This window comes from Paenibacillus sp. FSL W7-1332 (assembly GCF_037969785.1).
In the GTDB taxonomy this organism is placed as follows: domain Bacteria; phylum Bacillota; class Bacilli; order Paenibacillales; family Paenibacillaceae; genus Paenibacillus_AQ.
The window spans coordinates 5,433,404-5,456,567 of record NZ_CP150209.1; the positions used below are offsets into that span (position 1 = coordinate 5,433,404).

At 52.0% G+C, this 23,164-nt stretch carries 19 protein-coding genes and 1 pseudogene; 7 read left to right on the top strand and 13 right to left on the bottom strand.

Going from position 1 to position 23,164, the window contains the following annotated elements; genetic code table 11:
• Nucleotides 1–110: 110 nt before the first annotated feature.
• From MKX98_RS24565 to MKX98_RS24575, 3 genes are read right to left on the bottom strand one after another with little or no spacing between them, the layout of a single operon-like run.
• Nucleotides 111–1,013, bottom strand: coding sequence for a LysR family transcriptional regulator (locus tag MKX98_RS24565; RefSeq protein ID WP_119847051.1), 903 nt, complete (start codon nucleotides 1,011–1,013; stop codon nucleotides 111–113).
• Nucleotides 1,014–1,056: 43 nt separating this feature from the next.
• A complete protein-coding gene (locus tag MKX98_RS24570; RefSeq protein WP_339218950.1) occupies nucleotides 1,057–2,163 on the bottom strand; it encodes a HAMP domain-containing sensor histidine kinase in 1,107 nt (368 codons plus the stop codon).
• On the bottom strand, nucleotides 2,160–2,846 hold the full coding sequence (locus tag MKX98_RS24575; protein ID WP_220684298.1) for a response regulator transcription factor: 687 nt from the start codon (nucleotides 2,844–2,846) through the stop codon (nucleotides 2,160–2,162). The genes MKX98_RS24570 and MKX98_RS24575 overlap by 4 nt, the downstream gene beginning before the upstream one ends.
• 148 nt (nucleotides 2,847–2,994) lie before the next feature.
• Between MKX98_RS24575 and MKX98_RS24580 the strand changes: the two genes are divergently transcribed.
• Nucleotides 2,995–5,109 (top strand): multicopper oxidase family protein, encoded by a 2,115-nt coding sequence (locus MKX98_RS24580; protein ID WP_339218952.1) that lies wholly within the window; start codon nucleotides 2,995–2,997, stop codon nucleotides 5,107–5,109.
• Nucleotides 5,110–5,193: 84 nt separating this feature from the next.
• Here the strand turns inward: MKX98_RS24580 and MKX98_RS24585 are convergent, their stop codons facing one another.
• From MKX98_RS24585 to uvrA, 3 genes are all read right to left on the bottom strand, one after another.
• The gene (locus MKX98_RS24585) at nucleotides 5,194–5,583 is read right to left on the bottom strand and encodes a tautomerase family protein (protein WP_220684297.1); all 390 of its coding nucleotides are present in this window, start codon (nucleotides 5,581–5,583) and stop codon (nucleotides 5,194–5,196) included.
• A 180-nt stretch (nucleotides 5,584–5,763) separates the two neighbouring features.
• Complete coding sequence (locus tag MKX98_RS24590) at nucleotides 5,764–7,527, bottom strand: ABC transporter ATP-binding protein (RefSeq protein WP_339218953.1); 1,764 nt, start codon at nucleotides 7,525–7,527, stop codon at nucleotides 5,764–5,766.
• Nucleotides 7,528–7,557: 30 nt separating this feature from the next.
• Nucleotides 7,558–10,059: an excinuclease ABC subunit UvrA gene (uvrA, locus tag MKX98_RS24595; protein ID WP_339218954.1), complete on the bottom strand. Its 2,502-nt coding sequence runs from the start codon at nucleotides 10,057–10,059 to the stop codon at nucleotides 7,558–7,560.
• Between the two features lie 323 nt (nucleotides 10,060–10,382).
• On the opposite strand from uvrA, the gene MKX98_RS24600 reads away from it, so the two are divergent.
• The 3 genes from MKX98_RS24600 to MKX98_RS24610 all read left to right on the top strand — a co-directional run bounded on the left by MKX98_RS24600 (nucleotide 10,383) and on the right by MKX98_RS24610 (nucleotide 12,915).
• Nucleotides 10,383–11,009 carry an ABATE domain-containing protein gene (locus MKX98_RS24600; protein ID WP_339218955.1) on the top strand — a complete coding sequence of 209 codons (627 nt, stop codon included), beginning with the start codon at nucleotides 10,383–10,385 and terminating at the stop codon, nucleotides 11,007–11,009.
• A 208-nt stretch (nucleotides 11,010–11,217) separates the two neighbouring features.
• A complete protein-coding gene (locus MKX98_RS24605) occupies nucleotides 11,218–12,090 on the top strand; it encodes an alpha/beta hydrolase (RefSeq protein ID WP_339218957.1) in 873 nt (290 codons plus the stop codon).
• Between the two features lie 123 nt (nucleotides 12,091–12,213).
• On the top strand, nucleotides 12,214–12,915 hold the full coding sequence (locus MKX98_RS24610) for a MerR family transcriptional regulator (RefSeq protein WP_220684292.1): 702 nt from the start codon (nucleotides 12,214–12,216) through the stop codon (nucleotides 12,913–12,915).
• Between the two features lie 114 nt (nucleotides 12,916–13,029).
• Here the strand turns inward: MKX98_RS24610 and MKX98_RS24615 are convergent, their stop codons facing one another.
• Nucleotides 13,030–13,923, bottom strand: coding sequence for a DUF4097 family beta strand repeat-containing protein (locus MKX98_RS24615; RefSeq protein WP_339218960.1), 894 nt, complete (start codon nucleotides 13,921–13,923; stop codon nucleotides 13,030–13,032).
• A gap of 230 nt (nucleotides 13,924–14,153) precedes the next feature.
• Nucleotides 14,154–15,074 carry an NADP-dependent oxidoreductase gene (locus tag MKX98_RS24620; RefSeq protein ID WP_339224571.1) on the bottom strand — a complete coding sequence of 307 codons (921 nt, stop codon included), beginning with the start codon at nucleotides 15,072–15,074 and terminating at the stop codon, nucleotides 14,154–14,156.
• A 132-nt stretch (nucleotides 15,075–15,206) separates the two neighbouring features.
• Here MKX98_RS24620 and MKX98_RS24625 point away from each other — a divergent pair, with 132 nt between their 5' ends.
• Complete coding sequence (locus MKX98_RS24625) at nucleotides 15,207–16,082, top strand: LysR family transcriptional regulator (protein WP_339218961.1); 876 nt, start codon at nucleotides 15,207–15,209, stop codon at nucleotides 16,080–16,082.
• A gap of 404 nt (nucleotides 16,083–16,486) precedes the next feature.
• On the opposite strand, the gene MKX98_RS24630 is transcribed toward MKX98_RS24625, so the two are convergent.
• From MKX98_RS24630 to MKX98_RS24645, 4 genes and pseudogenes are all read right to left on the bottom strand, one after another.
• On the bottom strand, nucleotides 16,487–17,629 hold the full coding sequence (locus MKX98_RS24630) for a glycerate kinase (RefSeq protein ID WP_194544909.1): 1,143 nt from the start codon (nucleotides 17,627–17,629) through the stop codon (nucleotides 16,487–16,489).
• A gap of 60 nt (nucleotides 17,630–17,689) precedes the next feature.
• Nucleotides 17,690–18,958, bottom strand: coding sequence for an SLC13 family permease (locus MKX98_RS24635; protein ID WP_194543964.1), 1,269 nt, complete (start codon nucleotides 18,956–18,958; stop codon nucleotides 17,690–17,692).
• A gap of 131 nt (nucleotides 18,959–19,089) precedes the next feature.
• Nucleotides 19,090–20,274: a sugar diacid recognition domain-containing protein gene (locus MKX98_RS24640; RefSeq protein WP_339218962.1), complete on the bottom strand. Its 1,185-nt coding sequence runs from the start codon at nucleotides 20,272–20,274 to the stop codon at nucleotides 19,090–19,092.
• A 459-nt stretch (nucleotides 20,275–20,733) separates the two neighbouring features.
• Nucleotides 20,734–20,944, bottom strand: a pseudogene (locus MKX98_RS24645) (ABC transporter substrate-binding protein); the annotation flags it as partial.
• Between the two features lie 96 nt (nucleotides 20,945–21,040).
• On the opposite strand from MKX98_RS24645, the gene MKX98_RS24650 reads away from it, so the two are divergent.
• Both MKX98_RS24650 and MKX98_RS24655 read left to right on the top strand, forming a co-directional pair.
• Nucleotides 21,041–21,640, top strand: coding sequence for a TetR/AcrR family transcriptional regulator (locus tag MKX98_RS24650; protein ID WP_194543966.1), 600 nt, complete (start codon nucleotides 21,041–21,043; stop codon nucleotides 21,638–21,640).
• 171 nt (nucleotides 21,641–21,811) lie between these two features.
• On the top strand, nucleotides 21,812–22,357 hold the full coding sequence (locus MKX98_RS24655; protein WP_339218963.1) for an HXXEE domain-containing protein: 546 nt from the start codon (nucleotides 21,812–21,814) through the stop codon (nucleotides 22,355–22,357).
• Nucleotides 22,358–22,477: 120 nt separating this feature from the next.
• Here MKX98_RS24655 and MKX98_RS24660 read toward each other — a convergent pair whose 3' ends face one another.
• A complete protein-coding gene (locus MKX98_RS24660) occupies nucleotides 22,478–23,140 on the bottom strand; it encodes a class II aldolase/adducin family protein (protein ID WP_339218964.1) in 663 nt (220 codons plus the stop codon).
• Nucleotides 23,141–23,164 lie beyond the last annotated feature (24 nt).

Here is a 23,164-nt window from a genome sequence, read left to right on the forward strand (position 1 = left end):
GATTACGAATTCCAAATCGCCCGCATCCGCCGGATGATGCCCATGTCGAATGATAATTGCAAGTAATAATGAGATCCTCCGGGAATCCCTTCACCGTTTTCCCATCAAAATCAAGTGGATATCGCCTCATGCAGCGCCTCGACATAAGCTGCCGCAAGCTTGGACAGAGTCGCATTTTTATGACTGATCCATCCGACGTTAATCGTCTCATCGCATGCGAGTGGAACCGGAATAATCTCATTCCCGTTCAGGTCAGCGCTCAGCACCCCGGTCGAAATGGTATAGCCATTCAAGCCGATGAGCAGATTGAACAGGGTCGCGCGATCATTGACCCGGATGCTTTTTTTATGGGATAACGTGCTGAGGATTTCCTCCGAGAAGTGGAATGAATTGTATTCCCCTTGCTCGAATGACAAATACGGATAATTCTGAAGCTCGTCAATGGTCACGATCGACTGCTTGGCCAGCGGATTTTTGATGCTGATAAAAATATGCGGCCTCGCCGTAAACAAGCTGGTAAACTGAAGCCCTGCATCCTTCAGCAGCTTGTTGATCACCTTGGCATTGAATTCGTTCAGGTATAGAATGCCGATCTCGCTGCGCAAGGTTTTGACGTCCTGGATGATTTCGTAGGTTTTCGTCTCTCTCAGCGCCAATTCGTATTCATCCTGCCCGTATTCCTGAACCAGCTTCACGAAGGCATTGACCGCAAAGGCGTAGTGCTGCGTGGATACCGAAAAATGCTGCGGGGAAGGCTTTGCGTTCAGATAACGCCCCTCCAGAAGCTCAGCCTGCTCGACCACCTGCCGTGCATATCCTAGAAACTCCGCGCCTTCTTTGGACAAGGAAATTCCTTTGTTGGTTCGTTCGAATATCGTAATGCGAAGCTCTTCCTCCAGATCCTTGATCGCATTGGACAGACTGGGCTGGGAAATAAATAACCGTTTGGCCGCCTCATTCATGGAACCACGGTTGGCTACTTCGATGGCGTACTTTAATTGTTGTAAGGTCAAAGTGATTCCCCCTTTTTATATCTACAAGGATAACATTCGCACGTTAATTTTTACCGCTATCATGGCTCCAGGGAAGGATTACCGTAAATTCCGTCCCCTTGCCAAGCTCGCTTTGTACTTGGATGTAGCCACCGTGAGCCGCTGCAATCTGCTTCGCAATCGAAAGCCCCAGACCGGTGCCTCCTGTCGACCTGCCTCTTCCGCTATCCACCCGGTAGAAACGGTCGAATACATGAGGAAGCGCATCAGCAGGTATGCCTGTGCCCGTGTCCGTTATGCTAATCGCAACCTGTCCGGACAGGTCCCTAGCATCGATTCGAACCGAAATGCTGCCCCCTTCCGGCGTATGCCGCAGCGCATTGGTTAACAAGTTAAGTAATACTTGCTTCAGCCGTTTCGGATCGACCCGGGCCCATGCTGAATCCCGATATTCAGGCCCCTTTAACGTAACCCCGCAAGCATCCGCCTCCGGCTCTATGAGCTCCATGAGATTGCCCAATAGCAAGTTCAGATCGGTCTTCTCTTTATGTAAGACTAACTGCCCCGCTTCCGCCGTATTCAGAAGATGAAGCTCATCCACCAAATGCACCAGACGCAGCACCTCGTCGTGAAGGGGAAGCAAAACTTCCGGCTTCACATTGGTTGGGGACTGCTGAATCAACTCCAGCTTGGATTGAACGATGGATAACGGCGTCCTTAATTCATGCGCTATATCTTCGACAAGTCTTTTTCGGAGGTCCATAGCCTCTCGTAATTGGTGCGTCATGGAATTGAACGCCTCCCCAACCTGACCATATTCGTCCTTTCGCTTGATCGGCACTTCCGTTGTCAAATCTCCATCGGCTACTTTTCGCATGACCGCGATCAGTTTATGGAGCGGATGAATGATTAGACCTGAAAGCCAATAACCCAAAATGACCACAGCGCATGCAACAAACAACGTCACCATAAGAGCTTTCATCTTCATTTCGCCAAGCACATAGTTGCTTAACTCCTCGAGACGGTCCCCTCCCAGGCCACCCCCGCTTCCCTCGGGAACATACCGGGCAAACAGGCTTCCCAAGTAGCCTTGTGTTGTGCCGATATACGCGGCCGTTACAAGCATGACCAGGACGCCCATCGCCATGAATATTTTGCCGCGTACCGTCATCTCGGCTCACCGAATCGATATCCAAACCCATACACAGTTTGAATGTATTTCATATGGTTAGGATCAGGCTCAAGCTTCTTACGCAGTTTACTGACATGAGAGTCCAAGGTACGTTCATAATTCATGAAATCATCGTCCATAGCTGCCTTCATAAGCTGCAATCGACTGAACACAACCCCCGGCCTGTTGGCCAGTGTCAGCAAGATCTTGAACTCGGTCGGGGTCAGCGGGATGAGCTCCCCGTTTCGCGTAACCTGGCATTTGGTTTCCGATATCAACAGATCCCCACGCTGCAAGGGCGACGCCTCAAGCTGGATTGGAGCCGTTCGTCTGAGAACCGAGCGAATGCGGGAAGTCAGTTCCCGCAAACTGAACGGTTTGGTTATGTAGTCATCCGCACCAAGCTCCAGGCCAATAATTTTGTCCGTTTCCTCTGATTTCGCCGTTACCATGATGATTCCACAAGCACTGGATTGCCTCAGCTCCTTGCACACTTCGATTCCGCTCTTTCCAGGCAGCATCCAATCCAGCACCACAAGCGAAGGTTGCTCTCTTCGGGCGCACTCAAGCGCATCTTGACCATTGGTCACAGCAAGAACCCGGAACCCTTCGCCCTCTAAATAAAGCTTCATCGTTTCCAGCATCGCCACTTCGTCTTCCACAAGCAACAGCGTCATCTCCATTGCGAATAACCCTCTCACTTTTTAGAACCATTATAACCCGTTTCCAGCATAAGAAGTGATCCTACACAGAATGAAAAGATCATCTCCAACAGTTCTACACATTTGATCTGTACACTGAATGCAAAACCAATGTAAAGGGGCGTACACAATGGTGAGAAGCTGGCTCATGTTTGAATACGTATTAACGTTTCTAATTTTTTTAATATGGTGGATCGTCGATTACAGAGCAAAAAAAACATGCCTTCCGCAACCGAAGGAAGTCCTGCTTAAGCATCTAAACAAACTTCGCTTCTGGTTGTGGCCCGCCATGATCATGACAGGGCTTAAATTCGCTGCGGGTGCGGTGCTGTGGAGTGCCGATTGGGCGTTTGTCGAAGACAAGGTGTTCATCCAGTGGCCGCTCTCCGTGCTCTCGATTTCCGCCATCTTTATCTTCTCACTGCCCGTATTAACGAGTCGCAAATTATCGGAGCTTCATGTAAAGATAAACGACGGTTCAAGCGGATACCTGAACAACCGCATCCTTACGGCGCCTTTTTCGGCAGCGTTCTTCGCAGCAGCATGCTCCTGCTTATACATGTTGTTTTTATCCCAATCTCCACTCCGATTCAGCAGTTTTATAACCATCTGGATTGCATTCGGTATTCTGATGGGCATGGCGTGGGTTACCCGCAGAAGACAACTCAAGGAATTGCAGCATTCATTGAACATGGATCACCATGTAACCTACAAGCAGAGACTTATCCGATTCTCATGGAAGAGCCTGCTCGTCATTGCCATCACCTCCGTAATGGTTTCCGCCGGCTTGATCTCGTCCCGGCTGCCGGACCGAATGAGCATGATGGAGCATGGCCGTCATGACAGCAGCGGAAGCCCCGGGAACCATAGCCATCATGGAAGTCACGCGGAAGCATCACGCATATCTGCAGAGAATATAGAATCGATCAGTGTAGCCAGCTTGCGCGGACCGCAGACCTCAACGCCTGACCGCACATTCGAATTAAGCGCACAGAAAAAGCTGCTCACCATGCCCTCAGGCGAAACCGAAGAGGTGTGGGCTTTTAACGGCCTCGTTCCCGGTCCGGAACTCCGTATTCAGGAAGGCGAACTGGTCGAAGTTACCCTGGTCAATATTGATGTAGAGGATGGCGTTACGATCCATTGGCATGGACTAAATGTTCCGAACGGAGAAGATGGCGTGGCAGGATTAACGCAGAATGCCGTCATGCCTGGAGAACAGTTTATCTACCGGTTCATCGCGGAACAGACGGGCACATACTGGTATCATTCCCATCAGCAATCCTCGGTCCAGGTTGCCAAAGGGCTGTATGGCACGCTTGTCATCGAACCGGATGACGCTACCGTTTTGGAAGACGTCGATATAACCGTGATGGCTCATCCGAAAGGAACGAGCAATGGAACAACGATCACCTTAGGGGCCACGGGAAAGCTCCAGCGACAGACCGTAAAGCCGGGCAAAACCGTGAGGTTAAGATTAATCAATGCACATAACATGCCTAAAATGTTCTATTTGTCAGGAGCATCCTTTAAAGTAACATCCATTGACGGCATGGATCTCAACGGTCCCGAGTGGATACAAAATCAAAAGATGCTGCTGGCTGCCGGCGGACGCTACGATATTTCCTTTGCCATGCCGGATCATGCGGTATCCCTGGCGCACACTGCCGATGCGATCAACGAACGGAGCGAGGCGATTGTTATTGCCGGCAATGATCGGGATCAGCCGCTTTCTGGCCAGGAGGGCCCGGTATTCAATCCGGCCAAATACGGCACGCCGTCCTCGGTTCCTTTTGACGCTCATACCGTCTATGACCGTAACTTTACGCTTGTTCTCGACAACCGCGTGGGCTTCTATAACGGCATGATGACCAATGTGCAGACCATCAACGGTTATGTCTTTCCGAATACGCCGTCTCTCATGGTACGTGAAGGGGATATCGTAAAAATGAAGTTTGTGAATCGGGGCTTCATGGATCATCCGATGCATCTGCATGGTCACCATATTCTCGTCTTGAAACGTAATGGAAAACCTGTCGAAGGAAGTCCCTGGTGGACGGATTCGCTAAATGTAGCGCCCGGCGAGACGTATGAAGCTGCGTTTGAAGCCGTCAACCCGGGGCTTTGGATGGATCACTGCCACAATTTGGACCATGCCGCGGCCGGGATGTCGATGCATCTCATGTATGAGGGGGTTTACACGCCTTACGAAATCGGGAGTGCCACCGTAAATAAACACGAATGAACAAAAAACAAGCGCCGATCACCAGGCTTCCCGAGCCAGCGGTAATCGAGCGCTTGTTTGCAATTGTTAACACTAGCTAAGCCTCTAAATATTCACCTTATACCCTAAAGCCAGTTCATCGCCGGGAAGCCCCCGGATTCCCCAATTGTGCTGCGGCGTTTCGAATATCGTAATCTCCACATCCTGGGAAGAGATATGCAGCGAGTGCTCGAGCCGTTCGAACAACAATCGAATCAGCTGTTTCTTGGCCTCCACGGTCCGGCCTTCAAATATGCTGATCTCGATCACCGTGTAACGGTCCGTTCTCCCGTCAGGAAAGAAGAAATCCTCGCGACTCATGGGGAAAAAACGATGGAATTTCTTATCCGCCGGAAGCTGAAAAACGTCTACCACGCATGAATGTATCACTTCCGACAGCTGTTCCTTCACCGGGTTCAGCCGCTCCCGGACGCCATAAATTTTGATTTGCGCCATGCTCTGCTCATCTCCTCTACTCTCCACCCTACTCATCTATGCCAAGGTTTACGCTACCAATTATTTCTATTCGACCTTGGTCGAAACAAAACCTCTTGCCCTAATAACACATGTTGAACAAGGTATGCGAAACGTTGTGCCGATCACTGTTGTTCCCCGGTTCAATCCCCCCATGTGCCCCTATTCCCCGATCTGGAACTGCTTCTTCGCCCACTCCACGTAGGACGGATGGCTTCGAATCAATTCTTCATGCGTCCCGCTTCCCGTAATGTGCCCCTTCTCCAGGACAATAATCTGATCCGCCTCGACCACGGTGGATAACCGGTGGGCGATGACCACGGTCGTTCGTTCCACCATCAGATTGTTCAGCGCTTTCTGCACTTCATGCTCAGAGTCGCTGTCAAGGCTTGCCGTCGCTTCATCCAGAAGCAGGATGTCCGGCTTCCGCAGCAAAGCCCTAGCAATCGCCACGCGTTGACGCTGTCCTCCCGATAACTGGATGCCTCGCTCCCCAACCTCCGTGTCATATCCTCGCGGCAGTGCCTCGATAAATCCCTCCGCATAGGCCAGTCTCGCCGCTTCTGCAATTTCCTCGTCGGACACCGGCTCCTCCCGTCCATAGACGATATTGTCCCGGATCGTTCCGGTCATGAGCGGGCTGTCCTGGGACACATACCCGAGCTTACGCCGCCACGACTCCAAAGTATAATCGCGGATCGCTTCGGAGCCAAAGTAAATCTCCCCGCCGGATGGCGCGTAGAACCGCTCAATCAAGGAGAACACCGTGGTTTTGCCGCTGCCGCTGGGTCCTACCAAAGCGGTGACCTTCTTGGCAGGGATCGAAAAGGATACCTCGGACAGAATGGTCTCGCCTTCATGATAAGCAAACGTCACCTCTTTAAATTCAACATCCCGATGCCCATCCGGTGCAGTACGCACCGCACGATTGTCGCTCTCCGGCTCATATTCGAGAATCAGCCGCAATCTCTCGGTGGCCGCCATCACCTTCTGGAGTTGGGAATAGAATGTAGCAAACTGGCTGAAAGGAAACATGATCTGGAACAGCAGCAGGATAAACGATACCAGCTCGCCTGCGCTAAGAGCGCCGGAAGAGACGCGAACGCCGCCGTATCCGATAATGACCACCAACAGGACGACCATGACCATCGACATCAACGGAATCAGGACCGAGTTGATTTTGGCTTCCTTCATGCCGAATCGGTACAGGCTGTCCATATCGTCATACCCGCTTTTCTCCTCCCTCCGCTCTGCATTGGAGGCTTTCACCAGCCGAATCTCGCCGATCACCTGGGTCAGCATGGCGGACAGCTGGGCCAGCTGTCCATACATGCTGATGGAGATTTTATACATCTTTCCGCCGATGGGCATTAATATGCCGAACCCGACCGGAACGGCAATCAGGATGATGAGCGTCATCCGCCAATCCAAGTAAAACAAGATTGCAACGGCCCCCAAAACGGTCAATAGATTCGAGCAAAAAGCAATCAAATGATCCGTGATCAGGGTTTTCACTTCATTCGTATCGTTGGTCACCCGGCTCATCGTTTCTGCCGAGCGGTGCTTGTCAAAGAACGGAACCGGCAATGCCAGCACCTTGGTCCAGAGCCGTTTACGAATTTTGTTCACCGTCTGGTTCCCGACATAGGCAAGCATATAGTAGGAAAGTCCGCTCGCCACGGCTTCCAGCAGGAACAGAACGGCCAGAAAACCGACCATACGAATATTAAATGAATCTGCAGCAAAATTATCGATTAATTGGCCGGTGATGAGCGGGACGACCAGTCCCGTCACCGCACCAACCAAACTGAGCACGATGGCCAGAAACAGCACTAGCTTCGGAATACCCGAAGAGCGCAGCAGCTTAATAAAATACCGAATCGTGGTTTTTGTAACCTTACCCTTCTCTTCTACGGTTTGCTCCATATGGAATTCCTCCCTTTTTGCATCCAGCCGTCACATATAGATTTCTTTGATAAAACGGCCGGTGAACGAGGATTCCACAGCCGCTACTTCCTCAGGCGTTCCTGTCGCCACGACAGACCCGCCGGCAGCTCCTCCGCCAGGCCCGATATCGATGAGCCAATCCGAATGCCAGATCAGGTCCAAATTGTGTTCAACCAAAATCACGGTGTTCCCCGCGTCCACCAAGCGGTTCAACAGAACGAGCAGCTGCTGGACATCTCCGGGGTGAAGCCCGGTTGAAGGCTCATCCAGCAAATACAGCGTGTGGCTTTTGGTCTTTTTGCTCAGCTCCTTAGCCAATTTAATGCGCTGTCCCTCACCGCCGGATAAGGTGCTCACCGATTGCCCCCACTTCAAATACCCAAGCCCGACATCGCAGAGCAGCCGGGTCAATTCCATGATTTTCGGCCGATCCTCCAGAATCGACAGACTTTCCTCAATCGTCATATCCAAAATGTCGGAGATGGTGTAGCCGTTATAGGTCACGCGCAGAACCTCTTCCTTAAACCGCTTGCCCTTGCAATCCGGACAACGTACCTCCAGCTCCGGAAGGAAGTGCATATGCACCGACACAACGCCAAGTCCTTGGCATGTCTCGCAGCGCCCGCCTTGTGTATTAAAGGAAAAGTGCTTGGCCGTCAATTGACTCTCCTTCGCTTCCGGCAAGCTGGCGTACCAGTTTCTGATATGGGTGTAAACATCGGTATACGTAGCAATGTTGGAGCGCTGCATTCGGGATACCGGTGATTGGTCAACCGTAATCAGCTGCCCTACCGATTCCCAACCCGTGATGGCCTTGCAGCCGATTGGAGTTGATTGATCGCTTCCGGATTCCGCCAGAAGATCAAATAAAAGCGTGGATTTCCCAGATCCCGATACGCCTGTCACCGATATGAGACAGCCGAGCGGAAAAGAGGTCGTGATATGTTTCAAATTTCTTAAATGTGCATCCTCGATCGTCAGCAGGCTTCCGTTCCCAGCCCTGCGCCGATTCGGTGCCGTAAGCATCGTGTTCTCCCGGAAGTAGGATCCGGTCACGGATGCGGGATGATGAATAAGCTCCTCCAGCGTTCCTTGACCGACAACCGTACCGCCCATCGTTCCCGCGCCCGGTCCGATATCAATGATATGGTCAGCGGCCCGCATCACTTCTTCGTCATGCTCGATGACGAGCACCGTGTTGCCCAGATCCCTCAGTTGTTTCAAAACCTGGATCAGTCCCCTGGTATCTTTGGGATGCAGTCCCGTTGTCGGTTCGTCCAAAATGTACAGTACCCCTGTCAGGCCTGATCCCAGAATCGATGCGAGTCGAAGCCTCTGGGCTTCTCCGCCTGACATCGTGACGACCTGCCTCTCCATGGACATGTAACCCAGCCCGACATCCATAATGCGTTTTAGTCTGACGACGGAATCATGAATGAGCGGTTCCACAATCGTTAATTGGTCCTCCGTCAGCTTCCTCAGCAGCGCCTCCATCCAATTTAAGGCTTCCCCGATCGACCAGGCGTTGACTTCGTTAATGGAGACTCCATCCACCCGGACGCGGCGGCTGTCCTCCTTCAGCTTCGTTCCGTGACAATCCGGACAAAGGTGCTCATGAAACAGGGACGCTTCACCGGACTCGCTTCCCTTCTCCCGGTACCTTCTCCATATCCCGGTGACTACACCCTCGTACTTGCCTTGTCCTACGGACTTCGGCGGTTTGACGTCAGGAAAATGCCGGCTGAACTGCTCGCTCTCTACGCCGTAATACAGGAGATCACGCTGAACCTCGTCATAGTCCCGAAGCGGCATGAACTCATCGAATGCGAACCCGTAATACTTGGCTGCCGCTTTCAGAATGGTGATGTTATAATCGGTAAGAGCGCTGTACCACGTTGCCACCCCGCCGTCCCTTAAACTTAATTCCGGACGAAACACAGCCTCCATGTTCAGACTGACCGTTTGACCGAGTCCGCTGCATGTTTCGCATGCGCCTTCCGGCTTGTTAAAGGAAAAATGCGACATCGTCAATTTTTCGAGACCATGGCCGCATCGCCTACAACGAACCGTCTCGTGAGAATCGCTGATCTCTTCCTCCTCAGCCAGACCGTGATAGGCTTCTCCCTCCACATGAGGTATCACCGTATCGCCACAGGACGGACAAGTACGTTCACCAAGCTTAGAAAACAGAATTCGAAGCAGCGTGTAGATATCCGTCACCGTTCCGATGGTGGATCTTGGGTTCCGGTTCGTAATGTGCTGTCCCACGCTGATTGACGGGGATAGTCCTTCAATCGAATCCACCTTCGGCTTGCTGACCGAGTCCGACACCATGCCCATGGATTCCATGTACTGCCGCTGGCACTCCCGCTGCAGCGTATCCATCGCGAGCGTGGACTTGCCCGAGCCGGACGGACCTGTCATGACAACCAGTTTGTACTTCGGGATTTCAAGCGAGACATTCTTCAGGTTGTTCTCCCGGGCACCGCGAATCTTAATCGTTCCTTCCATATATCCGAACCTCCTAAAAGTTTTGTGGAGCTTAGCTTCATTAAGAAACTTCGCAATAAAACTCGCTTCGCAAGCATACTGTTTCGTTTTGGAAGCCTGGCTCCAATCCTTCAATTTACAAACCCATCTTACAACATTGATGCAAGTACAAAATTCCAAACGGAAAAAGGTTGATCTATCGCCGTTTTCGAGATCAAAAGCCGTCACGGAGCTTTAAGGTTTATGTATAACGTTTGATGCCGTTCCATTTGTATAAACACAGCATTGACTATATAATGGGCTACAAATAATACTTATCGTATGTTTTGAGGAGAACGGAAACCATGCCGAAAAAAATCGCACCCGAATTTTATTTTATTGGCAACCATCCCATGCTGGATTTCGTGAATACCAAGATTGCGGTTGATGGACAACCTCTGGATTTGCTTGATACATTCGATTCTTTATTGGATTGGATGGTGAAGGCGAACCTGCTGTCCGAGGTCGAGCGCAACCTGCGCAAGGCGGTATATAACGGCTCCGAGGAAGAAGCCGGAATCGTGGAAGCCGCCCGGTTGCTCCGCGGCCACCTCTTTAATCTGATTCAGCCGGGCAGCGTGAACGAGACCTCAACGGAAGCTAGCCTGCAATATGTGAATGGGCTGCTGAAGGAGCAAATCCTTCGCACAACGCTGGTGGCAGAAGGGAACGCGTACAGCCGCAAAAGCCGGATGCTTTTTCGCAAGCCGCTGGATCTGTTGACCCCGGTCGCCGCATCTGCCGTTGATTTTTTAACTACCCATGACCTGAAATTGGTGAAAAAATGCGAAAATCCGGCGTGCGTGCTTCGCTTTTACGACAATAGCAAAAATAGCACAAGGCGCTGGTGCAGCCCAAAAACATGCGGGAACCGCATGAAGGTCGCTGCCTATCTGGAGCGTCAGAAACAGCAGCAAACGAAGGAATCTTAGATAAATCATCTAAGATTCCTTTTTTAATACCCAAAATAACTCTTTACAGGTTAATAATCAAGGTATATAATCCCCTTAATCATATTTAGATGGTTAATAAATTAAATGAGGTGGTGTTTTTCTTCTTATCATTACGACCATTCAAAAAGCTCTACATAACAATTGCATCATAAAAATTCGTAGATAATTCAAGGAGGCATTTTATCAGATGAATCATCAAATCCAGTATCGCACGGCTCAAATCGAAGGTTTGGATATTTTTTACCGTGAAGCGGGGGCTCCCGGCTCGCCTGTTGTCCTGCTGCTGCATGGTTTCCCGACTTCCAGTCAAATGTATCGTCAATTGATCCCGGCTCTTGCCGATCAGTACCACGTGATTGCACCGGATTATCCTGGTTTTGGTTACAGCAGTGCGCCTGACCATGATCAATTCCAGTACAGCTTTGACCATTTCAGTCAGCTCATCGAGAAATTGCTCGACCAATTAAATATCCAGAGCTTCTACGTCTACCTTATGGATTACGGCGCACCCGTTGGTTTCCGAATTGCAGCACGCCATCCCGAGCGGGTTCGGGGGCTGATCATACAGAATGGGAATGCCTATGAGGAGGGGCTCGAGGAATTCTGGAATCCCATTAAAGCGTACTGGGAAGATCCCGCGAATCCGGATAAACGCGAGGCCCTGCGCTGGTTAACCAGCATCGAGGCAACCAAATGGCAATATACCCATGGCGTCCGTGATACGTCCCTCATCAGCCCCGACACCTACACGCTGGATCAAGCGCTGCTGGATCGGCCCGGGAACCAGGAAATACAACTGGATTTGTTCCTGGATTACGGATCAAATCCTCCCTTATATCCGGCTTGGCAGCAGTATTTCCGCGATGCGCAGCCGCCGAACCTTATCGTGTGGGGGCAAGGCGACCATATCTTCCCTGAGAACGGGGCCCATCCGTATCTGCGCGATCTGCCCGATGCCGAGCTTCACATCCTGAAGGATGCCGGGCATTTTGCGTTGGAGTCACATGGACCGGAAATCATGGATTACATCCGGGCATTCCTGGAACGTCAATCTTCATAATATGAGCATGACAATGATATAAGCTATTCCCCGGCAGGCTTTTCATTGGGCCGTTCTTCATGATACAATCCCCCAGAAAAAAAGTATTCAAACAGATCCTTGCATGAGGTAAGGGGGACCGTCATGGGTATCAGACCGATTGATATAGCCAAGAAACTGGGGATTACCACAAGTGCGCTCAAGCATTATGAAAAATGGGGCATTGTCCCTCCTGCAAAGCGTGCCCCGAACGGATACCGGGTGTATACGGAGGAGCATGCCGCATACTTCGAATGCATAAGAGCCATGTTTCCCGGCTTCGGCGTAGACGTTACGAAGCAAGTAATGATCAAGCTGCAGGAGAACGAGCTGGATGAAGCGCTCTGGATTGTAAACGAGGTGCAGGCCAATCTGCAGCAGGATAAAGTCCTCGCGGAGCGGACCATCCGCATTCTGGATACCGAGCAGCTTGACGTTGTCGATGCCCGTGGGCGGAAAAGAAAGCTGACCATCGGGGAGGTTGCGGCCGAAACCGGCGTTCCGACCTCGGCTATCCGCCACTGGGAGAAGGAAGGCGTCCTGATTCTGCCTCGGGATCGGGAAAACGGCTATCGGAAGTTCGAAGGCGCCCAGATCCGGCAGATCATGATCATTCGGATTCTCCGCTCGGCCAATTACCCGCTGGAAGTCATCAAAGACGTACTGCATGAACTTGAGCATCATCAAGTCGATAATGCCAGACGGGTGCTCAAGGACACGCTTGTATACCTCAACTACCGCAACCATAACCAGATACGCGGCGTGCACTATCTATATCAGCTGTGCCAAGTGCTGAAATTAATGTAAAGCCCACTCCCTATGTACATTGATGTTTAACATAAAAAAACAATCAAGGACGAACTACATCCATGATTGTTTTTTTGTGTTTATCGATCCTTGATACCCCTCATCATGTGCCGATTATGGATTAACTTTAATGGAACCGACGGAGGTCGTCAGGGATATTTTCGCTCCCCCGCCGTTTACGTCGCTCTGCCCCCGGCTTGCTCCAGTAATCTGTCCAAGCTCGGTTTCGGTATCCAGCGTGTATTTCATGGACGGCGCAAACGTGGCCGTGATGCTGCCTGCCGATGTGTTGGCCGTCAGCGTGCTGTCCTGATCGATCTGCTCAAGATCCAGCTTCACGCTGCCCGCCTCGGATACGATCTTGGAATTGCCCGTGATTTCCGTTTTGGCCAGCTGAATTTCCCCGGCTCCCAACTGGAGTTCAAAAGCGCCCTTCAATTCGTTCACTCGAATCTTCCCTACATCATTCTTAATGCGGATATGCCGCATGTCTTCCGGCACTTCGATTACATAATCTATCATGAATCCGGAGTCGCCAAATTGCTTCTGCGACCAATCCCATAAACTCTTGCTGGCGTCCTCCCTAGGGTGCGTTCTTAATTCCAGGATGTCGTCCTTGAGCGTAAAGGAAGTAGCAGCCTGCTCCGTAATCTGGGTACGAATGTTGTCATTCTTGAAGAAGCTTTCATTAAACCACACGGTGGTTTTTACTTTAATCCCATGACCGGGTACAGCGATGAGTTCAATATTCCCTACCGCATGATCGATGGCCAATCCCTCGGCTGCTCCGGCTTCCTGAGCCGTCGTCAACTCGAACTCTTTCCCTTCACGCTTTACTTGATCACTGATAGCCAGCGCTGAATCGCCGGCCAAATTCCCGACTTGTGCCAATTGATCAAGCTCCCGCTTTACTGTTTCCTCCGCATTATTGGCGGCATCGCATCCTACCAGGACAGCAAATATCAACAGCGATGAGATTTTCACTGCCATCGTACTCTGTTTCTTCATAAAATCCTCCACGTCCATTCCTCTTTATGTATATGTTCATTATATCGTGAAGGAAAAAGTTGACACGCTGCCACGGACCAGTTTCTTCCTGGACCTTAGTCTGGGACGCCCCCTCCGTCTTTTGTATGACGCCGCGCATTCGAATCACGCCTCCCATCGCTGCTGCCCCCAAATGTCTATCGTTGTTTTGTAACGGCTGAAATTCGGGGACAAAGGCGATGACTTTCATCTCATGGCTGGTCTATCCGCAGAACGACCTTCCCCCGAACGTGGCCGGACTCCACAGTGCGATGCGCTTCTGCTGCTTCGCTCAGCGAAAACGTCCGGGACACATGGATCAGCAGTTTGCCTTGTTCATATAACTGAACCAGGTCGGCCAATCGATCCTTGGATCGCTGACTGCGGATCGCGAGAACCCCCAGCTCTTCTACCCGATCGAAGGCTACAATCGTGCCGATGCGGCTCCGGTCTCCGACAAGCTCCAACGAGGCCAGCAGCGCTTCTTCGCCAGCGGCATCCAGCGCGGCACTGACGCCCTCTGGGGCGGCGGCATTGACCCGGCCTACAAGGCCTGGGCCATAGACAACAGGGACAGCACCCAGTGAACGAAGATAATCATGATTTCGCTCGCTTGCCGTTCCGATGACCCGGGCTCCCCAGGCACGAGCGATCTGGACGGCAAAAGAACCGACGCCACCTGCTGCCGCATGGATCAGAACGGTATCGCCTTCACCGATTCCTAACGCCTGAAGAGCCGTATGGGCCGTTTGCCCGGATGCAGTTAGCACGCCCGCTTCTTCCCACGGCATCGAATCCGGTTTACGAACCACTTGATCGGCGCTAACCACGACATACTCCGCGTAACAGGCGAGTAAAGACCAGCCAATGACGTCCTCACCAACCTCAAAGCCTATGACCCCCTCACCTACCTGATCTATCGTTCCGGCGAACTCATTGCCCAGGATTTGCGGCATCCGCAATGTCACATTAGGGGGCGCCCAGCCGCTTCCCCTTATCCCGCAGTCGGCTGGCTGTACGCCAGCTGCCTTGATTTTAACTCTGATCTGACCATTACCGGCCTGAGGATCTTCAAATTCCATGACATGCAGGACATCCGGCGGTCCAATCGTACTAAACGCCACGGCTTTCATATCGATCATCCTTTCATGAATCTCTTGATCTTGTTTCTGAGATCATTTTATAATCATCGATAGATAATAAAAAATACAAAAATGTCTATGTATACATATACTGGAGTATATAAGCAAGGACGGTGAACCGGAATGGAAATGTTACAGCTGAAGTATTTTGTAACCGTAGCAAGACTTGAACATATGACCAAAGCCGCAGAGGAGCTCCATATTGCTCAGCCGGCGCTCAGCAAGACCATTGCCAGACTTGAGGAGGATCTTGGCGCTCCGTTATTCGAACGCCAAGGCCGCCAGATCCGCCTAAATCCGTATGGCAAAGCATTTTTGGCAAAAGCCAAAGCAGCCCTGCAGCTGCTGGAGGAGGGACGGCGTGAAGTCGAGGATCTGGCGGGGCTGGAGCATGGGCGTATTCATTTGGCTTTATCCAACATGGAGCAGCTCCGCGAGCCCTTAAGATTGTTTCTAAGCAAACATCCGAAGGTCAACTTTCATATCATCCAGTCTTCGATGGAGGATATGGTTCAGACGATTGAACATAACGAGGTTGATTTCTTTCTCACCTCCATGCCCATCCGGCACCCGGATATACGCAGCTTTCCTTTGCTCGTCGAAGAGGTGTTCTTAGCCGTTCCCCCCACCCACCGCTTAGCTGGAAAAAATAAAATTCACTTAAGCGAGGCTGCAGGTGAATCGTTTGTCGGATATAAAGAAGGTCATCCGTATCAGAAGATGAATAATGAGTTTTGCAAACAAGCCGGTTTTCTGCCGAAGGTTGTCTGCGAGGTGGAGGACCCCGGAACCATAGCCGATCTGGTACGTTCCGGATTTGGCGTGGCTTTAATCGGGGAATGCAGAAGCGGCGAGGAATTAAAGCTGATCAAGCTGAGCATTCGCGAGCCTCAGGCCCGCCGCATATTCCAAATAGCATGGCTGGAATCCAGGTACTTGTCCAAGGCCGCGATTTCTTTCCGTGATTTCCTGGTGGAATACTACGCGGAATCACGGTAAGACAACCGCAAGGGGCTGTCCCAAAAGATCTAAGATCTTGCCGGAGGCCCTCTTCTTGCTGTTAGAAGACGCTCCGTGTACCAATCGTTCCTCCCATCGCGCTGACGCTTGTCCGGAATCGATTTGTCCTCTCCGCTACTTGCCCAGGAGGATTACGTCAAAGACGGAAATGGCGGTACAGGGCTGACCTCCCTGTAACCGCCATTCTTTTATTTTTTGCTGTTTTTTCATCCATTAAGCCGTCTCATCAAGTAAGCAGACTATTTTATGGGACGGCCCCTAAAGTACCGGAAACAACGTAAACTCTTGGATGTTTACGTTATATCCGAATGCCAAAGCAACCGGATTGGCAGTCAAATCCTACACTCGAATTCCTTCATCCCCGTCTCTGGCCGTCATCTTATTCAAGCCAACTTGCTACCGCATTTTAACGTCATCGCCATATTGCGCACTGTCCGCTCCATATTGGCGGCGGCTTGACTTATTGCATCGTCCAGGCTGCATACGCCGGGCACGATCGTGAACACCATATCGATGCCATGCTCAAGCACCGCTTCATGCCCATCAGCAAGCGAGCCTGCGATGCCGATGACCGGCACTCCGTACCGCTTAGCCGTCTTGGCCACGCCCATCGGCGTTTTGCCGTAAATCGTCTGGCCGTCGATGCGGCCTTCTCCCGTAATGACGAGATCCGCATCCTTCACATGCGAAGCCAGCCCCGTCGCTTCGATAACAATATCCACGCCCCGCTTCAACTCAGCGGCCAAAAATGCGAGCATACCGGCGCCAAGCCCTCCGGCTGCGCCAGCGCCGGGAATCCGGGCCACGTCGCGGCCCAAGCATGCCTGAATCATCGCCGCATAATGGGCGAGATTGCCGTCAAGCTGCTGTACCATGGCCGGATCGGCGCCTTTTTGGGGGCCAAAAACGGCCGAGGCGCCGCGCTCTCCGGTCAGCGGATTGTCCACATCGCACGCGGCCACGAAGGCAACCTGCTTCAGCCGTGGATCGGCTCCCCCCGTATCGATGCGGGCAATGCGATGCAACTCTCCGCCGCCATGGCCAATCTCCGAGCCATCGGCGTCAAGCAGCCGCACCCCGATCGCCTGCGCCATGCCAGCGCCGCCGTCGTTCGTGGCGCTGCCGCCCAAGCCTAGAATAATCGTGCTGACACCTTCGTTCAGCGCCGACGTAATAAGCTCGCCGGTCCCGCGCGTCGTCGTCGCGAGCGGATTGCGCTGCTCCAGCGGCACAAGCGCTAGTCCCGAGGCGGCCGCCATTTCGATAATCGCGGTCTTCCCGTCACCAAGTATGCCGTAGAACGCGGTCACGGGGGTGCCAAGCGGTCCCGTCACTTCGGTGTGAACCAATCGTCCACCTGTCGCATCCACCAAAGACTGCACCGTGCCCTCCCCGCCGTCAGCCATCGGCACCTTGACGATATCCGCTTCGGGATACACGGCGCGCATTCCTTTCTCTATGGCATGACATGCCTCTAATGCGGATAAACTCTCTTTAAATGAGTCTGGAGCAATTACAACCTTCATTCTCTCCACTCCCTCTCCATCAGTCTTAACCAACTGCCTGAACAATCATTTTGCCGGAGATTACAAGAACCAGCCGAACACGCCGAACACCAATGTCGATACGACGGCCAGGACGAGACCGATTGCGGTCTCATACGGAATAAGACGCAGCCGCTCCTTCATCGCCATATTGACGCTTCCGCCCGTTGCGTGGAAGAAGCTGCCGTGCGGCATATGGTCGAAGACAGTCGCCCCGGCGTGAATCATCGCCGCAGCACCCAGGGAGGCAACGCCAAGCCCCATAATCGTCGAGCCGAACACCGAGCTGGCGACCGCGGTACCTGCTGTCGTCGAAGCGGTGGCCAAGGACATGAACGCGCCGCTTATCGGCGCAAGCAAGTAAGCCGGCAAGCCGGAGGAGGCCAGACTGTCGATGATGACATCCTTCAATTGCGAATTCGATATAATGCCGGCCAACGTCCCCGTGCCGAGCAGCATGACAGCCACGCCCGACATTTTGCCCAAGCCCGATACCGCAAATTGATTGATCTGCTTGATGCGGCCCATGCACAAGGCCCCAACGAGGCCGCCGACCGGCAGCGCGATCACCGGATCGATGACGATGTCGGCCAGCGGGCGCAGTGCCAACAGCACAATCGCCGTGATCGGAGCCATCATCGCCGCCAGGAAGCTCGGAAGCTGCTCAGCGCCGTCGTCTACGCTTTCCTGGCCCGTGATCTTCGTTCCCTTTTTGGACAGGCGCTTCGCGATCAGATAAGTGGCAAAAAGCCCAAAGAAAGCAGGTATGATTCCTGCCATCATCATCGATGTCAGTGGAACATGGAATGCGTCCGCTGCCGAGATGGCGTTCGGATTCGGCGACATAATGTTGCCGGCCTTCCCACCGCCGATCATGGCAAGCAATATCGCCATGCGGGACAAGTCGGCGCGCTGCGCAATCGCGATCGCAATCGGCGCCACCGTAATGACCGCGACGTCGATAAATACCCCGACGGCCGTCAGTACCATCGTCGCGAACGCCAGCGCAAACAACGCACGCGTCTCGCCGACCTTGCGGACCAACGTTTCGGCAATCGTCTTTGCGCCGCCCGATTCAATCAGGACGCCGGCAAGCACGCCGGCTGCCAGGATGCGCAGCACGGCCGGAATCATGCCCTTTGCGCCATCCATCATCAAATTCACCGAATCAACCAGCCCGATTCCGCCGACGATTCCCCCGGCAAGTGCCCCAATCATCATGCCATAGGCCGGAGGGACTTTACGCAATATAAGCACAATCGCCACAACCAATGCCGTCAAAGCACCAAGTACAGTTACAGATACGTCCATAGTCAAGACCCCCTAATGTGTTGTCTCAATTCGTTATACTGTTACTGTACCTGTAATCTGAAAGCGCTTCATCATGCATAAAAATGAAATAAAGCGCTTTATAGAACATGTTTTTTGTTCAAATGCACAAATCATGCATGTTCTTTCCAGACGCCCTCACTCTCCGGCTTCCTCTCTTCCAGCGCGCTTAGCCAGCGGGCCGTCATCAGCGTATATAAATCGCGAAAATGCTTCGGATCTTTGCCTGTCGCCTCATGAATGCGCTGCAGCCGGTAGCGAAGCGTATTCCGGTGAATCGACAGCCGCTCGGCGATGCGCTGCTGCTCGCCGTTCTCATCGTAATAGGCCTCCAGTGTCTGCTGCAGTTCCCCGCTCTTATCCTCCTGCGCGAATCGCCACCATAGCCGCTTCAGCTCTTCCGCCACCCACGAGGGCATAACGTTGGCTGCCACGGTCTCATTCGGCATATCTTCGCCGTAGTATACCGTCTGCTCCGGGAATATCGCCTGGCCTGCCCGCATCGTATCTTGCGCGGAACGGTAAGACGCGATTAAACCTTCGATGCCGGAATACGCCTTGCCAACAGCAATGCGGAGCGGCGCAATCCGCTTCTCTTCCAGCAGTCTACGAATGTGACGGATGCCTTCGCATATATCGGCGTTCGGCTCCCGCGGATGGAGATGGGGCTTATACAACACGATTTGGCGCGTATTGTGAATGGCGATCAGGTCGATGGCGGGCCGACCCTCCAATATTTCGACCACCTGCTTGAGCGTAGACAATGAATTCGCGTCCTGCGCACCGGTCAGCTCCATAATGCATGCAACCCGCGCCTTATCCGGATGGAAGCCAATTCGTTCCGCCTGGAGGCGCAGCATGGCATTATCCTTGCCGTCCGCATGAATGACGGACAGAAGGAAATCCTCCTTCATCCGCTTGTCCCATTGGGCTTTTTCCAGCAGATCTGCTTGCTCCAAGTACATTTCCGCCGTCATTTTCACCAGCTCCCCGTACTTGGTCACTTCGTTCGGATCGCCGGTAATGCCGATGACCCCAACAACTTCGCCCTGGAAGTGAATGGCCAGATTCGTTCCGGGCAGCACCCCTTGCAGCTTGCGCGCGCTTTCCTCGTCAATCTCGAAGCGCCCCTTCCTCTCAATCGCAATGAGCGCCCCTTCATGCTTCTGATATAAGCGCGAGCGGTCGCCAGAACCGATAATCCGCCCCCGTTCATCCATGACGTTCACATTATAATGAATCACTTGCATCGTCCGTGTTACAATTTCTTGCGCCAATTCCTTTGTCAATCTGCTCATCTTGTCTATCCCCTGTCTATGTTCGCCACGATATGAAAAAACGCCCTCCATCCGATAAGCGCGATTAATCGCATTCTTGCCGGGATCGGGGCATTCAGCTTGGATTAACGTTATATACGCCCTAAATGTGAGTGTTAACACGAGGAAGGGTATTTCCTTACGAAGTAGCGGTTATTCGGTGAGGTACTATAATTAACGGTTATTTTGTCTGAGTATACGCTTTCGCGTTTCTTTTGTAAACTCAAACACCATCAGTATGGCCTCAAGAGAACGCAGGTAATCATGATTCCGTCGCTTGCGGTGTTGAGGTGGATTTCTTTCTAAGAATGTATCGCTTAGGCGAAACTGCCGGTGAATCGTTTGTTGGCTGAGCATTTCATACTGCGAACCAACAATCCGATCCTGATGGATCGGATTGTTACTCCCTGTCTATCCTGAGTTTGAGGTTCCCCATCTATGCTATTTCACAGTACGGTTATAATCCTGGATTTTGGTCGTAATTTCTTTTGCTGCGTCATCCAGTGCCTGCTGCGGTTGACTTTTTGTTGTTCAGCACTTCTTCAATCGCACCTTCCACAATCTGCCTTGCCTCGGGAAATACGCCCATCACAGCACCTTGGGTCGCTTTAACCAGCTTCGTCTGGTGCAGCTGATCAATGGCCGTCTGGAATGATTCGGTTGATGGTAGCAGTATAAACATTGTAATATTGAGTAAACACTCAGTTTTCTGAGATTCGTCATTAATGATAAAGGAAGCCATCTGTCTATGACTACAACCAATCGAAATACCAAGAAGGAACGGATATTGAATGCTGCTCTGAAGCTGTTCTCCCATCAGGGATATCATGCGACGACAACCAAAGAAATTGCCGCCGAAAGCGGCGTTGCCGAAGGGCTGATCTTCTACCACTTCGGAGATAAGCGGAAGCTGCTGCTCTACCTTGTAAACAATTTTTCCTTTGTTACACAGCTTCAAGCGGAGGCGGGGGAACTGTCGAAACTGCCTGCGGAGGAGGCCCTGTTTCAATTCGGCTTGGCATATCTTGGGTTCCTCAGGACAAACATGGATTATCTAATGCTCATTTGGTCACCGGAACTCATAAAGGATGCCGAGGTATCGAATGAGGTTTCACAGCTGATCGGAGGTATGGGGACAGCAGGCAGCAGCATACTCAAACAGGCGGCGGGATCTAAGCATCAACCAGAACATACGATTCAGACCGCGATGATGATGATGACCTCCTCCATCCTGGTCTATTGCATGCTCCATACCCGCTTCGGACAGGAAACGCTCCCGCTTGGGGACGAATCGTATATTCGTGAGCTCGTCCGGCTGCTGATGCATGGTATGACTGAAGAATCCTAAGCCGCCGGTGTTCATCACAGGAAGGATTGAGTAGAAAAGCTGATCGCAGAACAGAAACAGCATCTCTGCATCAGCTTCTTTTATCCTTTGAATTTGAGTGTACACTCAGTTTATATAGATATCGAAAACATTGTTACATTGAAGGGAGAAATGAAGATCATGCTGTCATTCATGTCAGATTGGAGTATCGTCATGATATTGTGGCTGCTGCCGGTTGTATTTTTCATTCACGATGGAGAAGAGATTGCCACGATGGAATGGTGGCTCAGGAAGAACAAGAATAACCCTGTGCTATCCAAAATCACGCCTGTCTCCACACCGTGGGATAAAAATATCACCCTGCAATTCACCTTTGCCGTTCTGCTGATTGGCTTTATTCTCACCGGCGTAACGCTCCTTACGTCTCTTAACTTCGAAATCGGCAGTCCATTCAATGCGCTGTTCGCGGGATTTGTCACGGTGTTCCTGCTGGATGGCGTGAAACATGCGGGCGCGTCGATCGCCCTGTGGGCATACACCCCGGGTGTCATTTCAGCCGCCCTCCTTGAAATTCCTTACGGGATTTATGCGCTCTATCGCCTCCTCCATGCAAACATCGTAGATATGACTTCCCTCACTCTCGGAACCATCATCGCCCTGCCGATCACCCTGCTGCTGGTATGGACGGGTCTGACGCTTGGAAAACGTATTGCACCACCTCGCATAAATAATATGTAGGCTCCGACAAGCGATATGTAGAAGAAAAGCGACTACTCAACGTTGGCGCATCATATTGAATCTCAAAAAAGAATGCTTCCGGATCATCCGGAAGCATTCTTCTCAACTCTTTCGCAAATCCTACAAACTCCAATTGCGTCTAGGCTTATAACCCGCCTTCTCCAGAAATTCCCGCTCCGTCTCCGGTCCAAGACCCTGAATCCCCACCTTAGCGCTCATCGAAGTAATCAGCATGCGGCTGGCCATCTCCAGCGTTTGTAAGGCCATTCGCGCTTCGCGAATGGACGTGTCATAAATAACCACACCGTGGTTCTCGAGGAGCAGCACATTGGCGAGTTTTGCCTTTTCCCGGACGCCCTGGCCCAGCGCGTCACTGCCCGGGTGATAGTAAGGCACACGTTCGATTCGCTCAAGATAATACATCGTCTCGACGAACATATTGGACGGAAGCTCCAGGTCGGAGCAGGCAATCAGCGTAGTATAGAACGGAGAAGCATGGAGCACCGCACCGATCTCCGGACGGCTCTCGTAAATCGCCCGATGCATGGGTGTTTCTTTGGACGGTTTGCGCCCTTCTGCCCCATACACGTTCCCGGACAGATCACATTCGATCAAGTCTGCTTCCTCCAGTTCGCCAAGGAAAGTCCCGCTGGCCGTCACCACATAACGGTCCCCTTCCGTTCTGGCGGAGATATTCCCCGCATTGCCCCACGCGAGGTCGTATTGCATCATATATTTACCGGTGTGCTGCAGTTCTTTTCTAATCGTTTCTACACTAGCCATGACATCTACCTCCTGTAATATAGT

What these genes read in the sequence shown, in the direction of transcription:
- MKX98_RS24620 (WP_339224571.1), bottom strand. Translation starts at nt 15,074, where the DNA reads ATGAAAGCCGTGGCGTTTAGTACGATTGGACCGCCGGATGTCCTGCAT.
- MKX98_RS24585 (WP_220684297.1), bottom strand. Translation starts at nt 5,583, where the DNA reads ATGGCGCAAATCAAAATTTATGGCGTCCGGGAGCGGCTGAACCCGGTG.
- MKX98_RS24615 (WP_339218960.1), bottom strand. Translation starts at nt 13,923, where the DNA reads ATGAAGAAACAGAGTACGATGGCAGTGAAAATCTCATCGCTGTTGATA.
- MKX98_RS24650 (WP_194543966.1), top strand. Translation starts at nt 21,041, where the DNA reads ATGACTACAACCAATCGAAATACCAAGAAGGAACGGATATTGAATGCT.
- MKX98_RS24635 (WP_194543964.1), bottom strand. Translation starts at nt 18,958, where the DNA reads ATGGACGTATCTGTAACTGTACTTGGTGCTTTGACGGCATTGGTTGTG.
- uvrA (WP_339218954.1), bottom strand. Translation starts at nt 10,059, where the DNA reads ATGGAAGGAACGATTAAGATTCGCGGTGCCCGGGAGAACAACCTGAAG.
- MKX98_RS24570 (WP_339218950.1), bottom strand. Translation starts at nt 2,163, where the DNA reads ATGACGGTACGCGGCAAAATATTCATGGCGATGGGCGTCCTGGTCATG.
- MKX98_RS24630 (WP_194544909.1), bottom strand. Translation starts at nt 17,629, where the DNA reads ATGAAGGTTGTAATTGCTCCAGACTCATTTAAAGAGAGTTTATCCGCA.
- MKX98_RS24605 (WP_339218957.1), top strand. Translation starts at nt 11,218, where the DNA reads ATGAATCATCAAATCCAGTATCGCACGGCTCAAATCGAAGGTTTGGAT.
- MKX98_RS24625 (WP_339218961.1), top strand. Translation starts at nt 15,207, where the DNA reads ATGGAAATGTTACAGCTGAAGTATTTTGTAACCGTAGCAAGACTTGAA.
- MKX98_RS24580 (WP_339218952.1), top strand. Translation starts at nt 2,995, where the DNA reads ATGGTGAGAAGCTGGCTCATGTTTGAATACGTATTAACGTTTCTAATT.
- MKX98_RS24600 (WP_339218955.1), top strand. Translation starts at nt 10,383, where the DNA reads ATGCCGAAAAAAATCGCACCCGAATTTTATTTTATTGGCAACCATCCC.
- MKX98_RS24640 (WP_339218962.1), bottom strand. Translation starts at nt 20,274, where the DNA reads ATGAGCAGATTGACAAAGGAATTGGCGCAAGAAATTGTAACACGGACG.
- MKX98_RS24660 (WP_339218964.1), bottom strand. Translation starts at nt 23,140, where the DNA reads ATGGCTAGTGTAGAAACGATTAGAAAAGAACTGCAGCACACCGGTAAA.
- MKX98_RS24655 (WP_339218963.1), top strand. Translation starts at nt 21,812, where the DNA reads ATGTCAGATTGGAGTATCGTCATGATATTGTGGCTGCTGCCGGTTGTA.
- MKX98_RS24575 (WP_220684298.1), bottom strand. Translation starts at nt 2,846, where the DNA reads ATGGAGATGACGCTGTTGCTTGTGGAAGACGAAGTGGCGATGCTGGAA.
- MKX98_RS24610 (WP_220684292.1), top strand. Translation starts at nt 12,214, where the DNA reads ATGGGTATCAGACCGATTGATATAGCCAAGAAACTGGGGATTACCACA.
- MKX98_RS24590 (WP_339218953.1), bottom strand. Translation starts at nt 7,527, where the DNA reads ATGGAGCAAACCGTAGAAGAGAAGGGTAAGGTTACAAAAACCACGATT.